This window comes from Pseudomonas amygdali, assembly GCF_002699855.1.
Lineage (GTDB): Bacteria > Pseudomonadota > Gammaproteobacteria > Pseudomonadales > Pseudomonadaceae > Aquipseudomonas > Aquipseudomonas amygdali.
On record NZ_LKBW01000111.1, the window covers coordinates 1 to 5,575 of the forward strand.

Consider the following 5,575-nt stretch of genomic DNA (forward strand, 5'->3'; position numbering starts at 1 on the left):
ACGATCAGATGAAATTTCATAACGGTCAGTCATGATGGCCCTCTTGGCAACCAGAGGACATCATTTTAACCAAGGCGACTTTTCAGACAAACCCTAAGAAAGTTGCATATCTTTATGGCTCTCGGCGACTGTTGAAGCGTGCTACGACCATGGGGAGCTTTGTCTCAGTCCGTGAGTATCATTATGAGGATAGTCGAAATAACAGTTTGCTAACTGGTATTACCGACGAGAGAGGCGTTCGTTTTGCTACTTTGAGCTACGATGTTCAAGGCCGCGCTGTGTCCAGTCAGCATGGTGATGGCGCTGGCCTAACTCAGATCGCCTACGGTGAGGATGGAGCCAGTACGATCACGAATGAGCTCGGCAAGCAGACCATTTATCGCTACCAAAAAATCTCCGGAGTAAAACGAATTGTTGCTATTGAGGGAGAGCCTACCCCTGACTGCCCAGTCAGCAACTCCACTTATACTTATAACGACCGTGGCCTCGTGCTCACCAAAACTGATGCTAAAGGCTTGGTCACTACCTACGACTACAACGACCGAGGCTTGGAGGTCAGCCGTACCGAGGCCAGTGGTACCACTTTAGCGCGTACCACCACAACGGAATGGGACCCTGATCGTTTTCTCCCGATCAAGGTAATTGAACCCAATCGCATCACTGTGTATAGCTACGACAATCAAGGACGTGAGCACACTCGGCAGAGCGCATCCCGATGAGTAGTATGGTATGGACTAAGATGAGATATAAGATAGTTGGTTTTCTGCTCATTGTCGGGCTTTCTATTGCGGGACATGTTGAGGCTTTAGAATTTAACGTTTGGCGGCAGGCGGGCGGCGTTCCTGATTTTTCAGACCCGCGACAAGGATGTGATTTTCTTATGGGGGTTTTTTCGCCAAGTCTTGCTACCTACTACGCACCCCAGTTTAATAAGTTTGAAGGTGGTTCATTTCAATGTGGTATCCAATACCCTGATGGTGCTGTTAGGTGGGTTGATGGCTTTCTTCCCATCGTGTTAGATTGCTCGAATGGCTCTTCGTTAGGGACATTCAACGCTAGTTGCGCTTTGAATGTGCAAAAAGGAAGTCCTCAGGAGGAAGGTCTCTGCTCCAATAAGTCTTCAAGTGTAGGCAATCCGATAAATGCAGCTAATGGAAATAAGTACCAGGTGGAAATAGATTTGAGTTTGGGGTATTTGAATCCAATAGTTATCTCTCGTACTTATAATAGTATGGATGGCGTGTGGCGTCACAATTTCTCTTCATCGCTTTATTTTGGTGTTGAAGCTGTAGTGGTCGTGCATGCGGATGGTCGTGAAGCAATTTTTCAACTGGAACGTCGGGGGTATCGTTCCAATACGGATTTGGGTGTGCTGACGAAAATGACAAATGGCTGGAGCTATCAAAGCCCTGCAGGTCAGATGCTTTCTTTTTCTACGCAAGGGCAGTTGCTGCGTATAGATAATTCAAATGGGAGTTTTTACAGATTAAGCTATCGAGACCTGGGTGCTGACAGAGCTATTGAAATTGATAATGGTTTTGGTCAGAGCGTACAGCTCACCGAGGCGCCTATGCATCAGCTCAGGAAGGTCATATCTAAAGGTATAACTATTGAATATGAATATTCATCTATGCAGTTAAGTAAGAGGACCACCACTATGGGATCTCTAATTTCTACTCGTGAGTATCTCTATGAGGATGGTAGAAGCGCGCGTTTACTAACCGGTATCACTGATGAGCGCGGAGTCAGATTCGCAACTTGGGCGTACGATGGGCAATATCGTGCGGTGTCAAGTCAGCACACTGGGGGTTTGACTATGATTCCTTATAATGGTGATGACTCCACTGCTGTGATAAACGAGTTAGGCAAAAAAAGTATATTTCGTTACCAGCAAATTTCAGGCGTAAAACGTATTGTCGCCATCGAAGGGGAACCTACCCCTGACTGCCCAGCCAGCAATTCCTCCTACACCTACAACGACCGTGGCCTCGTGCTAACCAAAACCGATGCCAAAGGCTTGATTACCACTTATGAGTACAGCGACAGGGGCCTAGAAATCAGCCGCACCGAGGCCAGCGGTACTACGTTGGCGCNACCAAAACCGATGCCAAAGGCTTGATTACCACTTATGAGTACAGCGACAGGGGCCTAGAAATCAGCCGCACCGAGGCCAGCGGTACTACGTTGGCGCGCACTACCACAACGGAATGGGACCCTGATCGCTTTCTCCCAATCAAGGTAATTGAACCCAATCGCATCACTGTGTATAGCTACGACAATCAAGGACGTGAGCTCACTTGGCAGAGCACCTCCCGATGAGCACTTTCTATTTCAAGGATCTGAGCATGACCGTTTATTTCTTGCGCAAAGCCGCTGTGGGAATTGCCTGCACCTGGCTGGCATTCTCTGTGCAAGCAAGCACCATCATTCGCACTTATACAGCCCTTGGTCAGGTCGCAAGTATCGATGGTGCGCGTACTGATGTGGATGACGTCACTCGTTACGCATACGACGCTCAAAACGTTGAATCGATACCAGCCTAAGCCTACGTGCGAAATGCAATTTTTTGCCAAAAAATGGTTGTTGAAAAGAGAAAGCCTGCCGCATACTTCGCGCTGTGGATGCCCTGCTCAAAGACAGACAGCGCTATCCGTAGACAGCTAAATAAAAGTATTTTATGAAATGCGAGTACGCTTGAGCTAATGAGCTGAGCTGCGGATCGATAGCACAGACATCGACTAGAGAAAATCACTTTAATGTGAAGCCTGCAGGTACTTAAGTTGCTTGCAACATACTAGCTCCACAACTATGCACTATAGACCAACTTAATTAAGCATAAGTAGAGCTGCTTTTTATTGGACTTTATTAGCGAATTAAAACTAATAACGAATTAATGCTCCAGCTTGCAATTGATACTTATAGGAAATTTGACAATTGAGAAAAGGCACTTCATGAAAAGTAAGAAATTTCTTTTTGAGATCACTCTAGTCTTTCTTTTCCATGCCATAAATTCTTCGGCTGTTCAAGCAGATGTTTATAAGGCATGGAGGTCAGGCAACTTTAAAGCTTCTTTTAAAACACCTGAACAGGTATGCGATGCTTTCTATTATGAGTTGTGGCCGCAATTGACCTCCCGATATAGACCGGAAAATAACGGTTATGATTCTCCAACTTCGTACTCATGTGGAATAGATACTGTGGCCACAAATAAATTTGGCAGCGCCACGCTAATGGAACTAAGTTGCCCTGATGGCCAGTTTCCAAATTCAACATTCAGTGGTTGCACAAGCGAATCAGCTAAAGGACGCGATGATCACTCTTTGAGTTGCTCGACCTCATCAACTCTAGCAGGAAATCCTATTAATTTCACATATGAAAATAAGATTCAAGATGAAACTGACTTTGAATCGAAAACCATAAAGATTTCGCGTTTCTATAATAGCTCAGACGGTCTTTGGAGACATAATTTTTCTACCTACTTTTTTTTCGGATCGATCTGCGGTTATGGTAAGAGCGGACGGTAAAGAAAATCTATTTTCGCCGAGTACTGAAGGTTACTTTTCTGATACTGATGTCGGAATTCTAAAAAAAGAAAATGATTTATGGCGATATGACGGTTCAAATCATCATGTATTATTTTTTTCAGGCTCGGGCGATCTAACTAAAGTTATTGATCCGCAAGGACTTGCTTATAGCTTGGCTTATAGCAAGCAAGGCGCTGGTCGAGAAATAGTTGTAAGTAATGACTATGGCGAGTCGGTTGTGTTGGTAGAGAGCTCGAAGCGTCAGTTGAACTCAATAAAGGCTCCTAAGCAAAGCATTTCTTTTACATATGATAATCAAAATCTGTCCGAGCGGCAATCTAATTTTGGGGGCATTATCTCCATTAGAAAGTATCACTACGAAGACTATTACAATCCAAATTCACTTACAGGAATTACAGATGAGCGAGGTGTTCGTTTTGCCACTTGGGCTTATGACCGGGCAGGTAGGGCTATTTCCAGTCAACATGCAGGCAATGCGGGTGCCGTCAAGATATCTTATACATCTGACTTATCCAGCGTCGTAACAAATGAGCTTGGTAAAGATACAGCTTACAGGTACGAAGTTATTTCCGGCGTGAAGCGATTGGCCCAAGTTAAAGGCGAGCCTACTCCCGACTGCCCAGCTACCAACTCCTCCTACACCTATAACGACCGCGGCCTCGTACTGACCAAAACCGATGCCAAAGGCTTGATTACCACTTATGAGTACAGCGACAGGGGCCTAGAAATCAGCCGCACCGAGGCCAGCGGTACTACGTTGGCGCGCACTACCACAACGGAATGGGACCCTGATCGCTTTCTCCCAATCAAGGTAATTGAACCCAATCGCATCACTGTGTATAGCTACGACAATCAAGGGCGTGAGCTCACTCGGCAGAGCACATCCCGATGAGCATTTTCTATTTCAAGGATCTGAGCATGACCGTTTCTTTCTTGCGCAAGGTAGTGGTGGGGGTTGCCTGCACCTGGCTGGCATTCTCCGCTCACGCAAGCACCATCAGCCGCACGTATACCGCCCTCGGGCAGGTTGCAAGTATCGACGGCGCACGCACTGACGTAAATGACGTCACTCGGTACGCATACGATGCTCAAGGCAACCTTACTACTGTGACCAACGCGCTGGGTCAGGTCTATGCGCTTGCCAGTTTTGACAGTTACGGCAATCCGCAAAGCATCACCGACCCAAACGGAGTGGTGACAACGCTCAGCTACACTCCGCAAGGCTGGCTTGCCAGCCTGACCATAGACTCGTCGACGACTCAGTATGCCTACAACGAAGTTGGCGATCTGCTGCAAGTCACCACGGCTGATGGCAACTGGGTCAAGTACAGCTATGACGATGCCCGTCGTCTTATCGGCGTGCGTAATCGGCTCGGTGAAAGTATCAATTACACCCTGGACCCAATGGGCAACCGCACGGCAGAGCGGACCAAAGACGTCAATGGAACCGTGGTCCATCTTCAGCGCCGGGTATTTGATGAGCTAGGCCGTCTGATCCGGGTAGTGGGTGCTGGTGATCAGACGCAGCGTTATGGCTATGACCTGAACGACAATCAGTCGAGTGATACCACGCCGCGTAATCACAAAACGCAGCAGGCGTTCGATGCTCTGAATCGAGTCAGCAAGATTGTCGATCCTTTGCAGGGCGTGACTGCCTTGGGTTACAACTCGGATGACAAGGTCACCAAAGTGGTTGACCCTCGTGGCGTGACGACGCTGTACACCTACGACAGTCTAGGAAACCAGATCAGTAGCAAAAGCCCTGATGGTGGGACCAGCACTTACGCCTACGACGAGGCCAACAATCTCATTCGCAGCACTGATGCACGTGGGGTTGTGACCGAGTACGCCTACGACGCGCTCAATCGCCTGACCAGCAAAAGCTATCCCGCCACACCTGCGCTCAATATCAAGTTTCTCTACGACCAGACCGCTGATGGCAATCTCGGGATTGGCCACCTGACAGGGCTACATGTCAACGCCAACTAAAAAGTGACCCCCTTCCGTGCTAAATCGCCAACTTAGTTTTG

The 5,575-nt window shown here is 47.6% G+C and carries 4 protein-coding genes and 2 pseudogenes; all 6 read left to right on the plus strand.

Going from position 1 to position 5,575, the window contains the following annotated elements; genetic code table 11:
• Window positions 1-149 precede the first annotated feature (149 nt).
• Window positions 150-719: an RHS repeat protein gene (locus AO277_RS09850; RefSeq protein WP_236691326.1), complete on the plus strand. Its 570-nt coding sequence runs from the start codon at window positions 150-152 to the stop codon at window positions 717-719.
• Window positions 720-880: 161 nt separating this feature from the next.
• Complete coding sequence (locus tag AO277_RS29060; protein WP_442757258.1) at window positions 881-2,119, plus strand: RHS repeat domain-containing protein; 1,239 nt, start codon at window positions 881-883, stop codon at window positions 2,117-2,119.
• Between the two features lie 196 nt (window positions 2,120-2,315).
• Window positions 2,316-2,519: pseudogene (locus tag AO277_RS09865) on the plus strand (hypothetical protein); the annotation flags it as partial.
• Window positions 2,520-2,951: 432 nt separating this feature from the next.
• A complete protein-coding gene (locus AO277_RS28060; protein ID WP_143492744.1) occupies window positions 2,952-3,524 on the plus strand; it encodes a hypothetical protein in 573 nt (190 codons plus the stop codon).
• Window positions 3,505-4,437, plus strand: coding sequence for an RHS repeat domain-containing protein (locus AO277_RS09870; RefSeq protein ID WP_099258954.1), 933 nt, complete (start codon window positions 3,505-3,507; stop codon window positions 4,435-4,437). Before AO277_RS28060 ends, AO277_RS09870 begins: the two co-directional genes overlap by 20 nt.
• Window positions 4,434-5,528: pseudogene (locus tag AO277_RS09875) on the plus strand (RHS repeat protein); the annotation flags it as partial. The gene AO277_RS09870 and the pseudogene AO277_RS09875, both read left to right, overlap by 4 nt.
• Between the last annotated feature and the right edge of the window lie 47 nt (window positions 5,529-5,575).

Excerpts from the sequence above, each read along its gene's own strand:
- AO277_RS09850 (WP_236691326.1), top strand. The coding sequence starts at position 150 with ATGGGGAGCTTTGTCTCAGTCCGTGAGTATCATTATGAGGATAGTCGA.
- AO277_RS28060 (WP_143492744.1), top strand. The coding sequence starts at position 2,952 with ATGAAAAGTAAGAAATTTCTTTTTGAGATCACTCTAGTCTTTCTTTTC.
- AO277_RS09870 (WP_099258954.1), top strand. The coding sequence starts at position 3,505 with ATGGTAAGAGCGGACGGTAAAGAAAATCTATTTTCGCCGAGTACTGAA.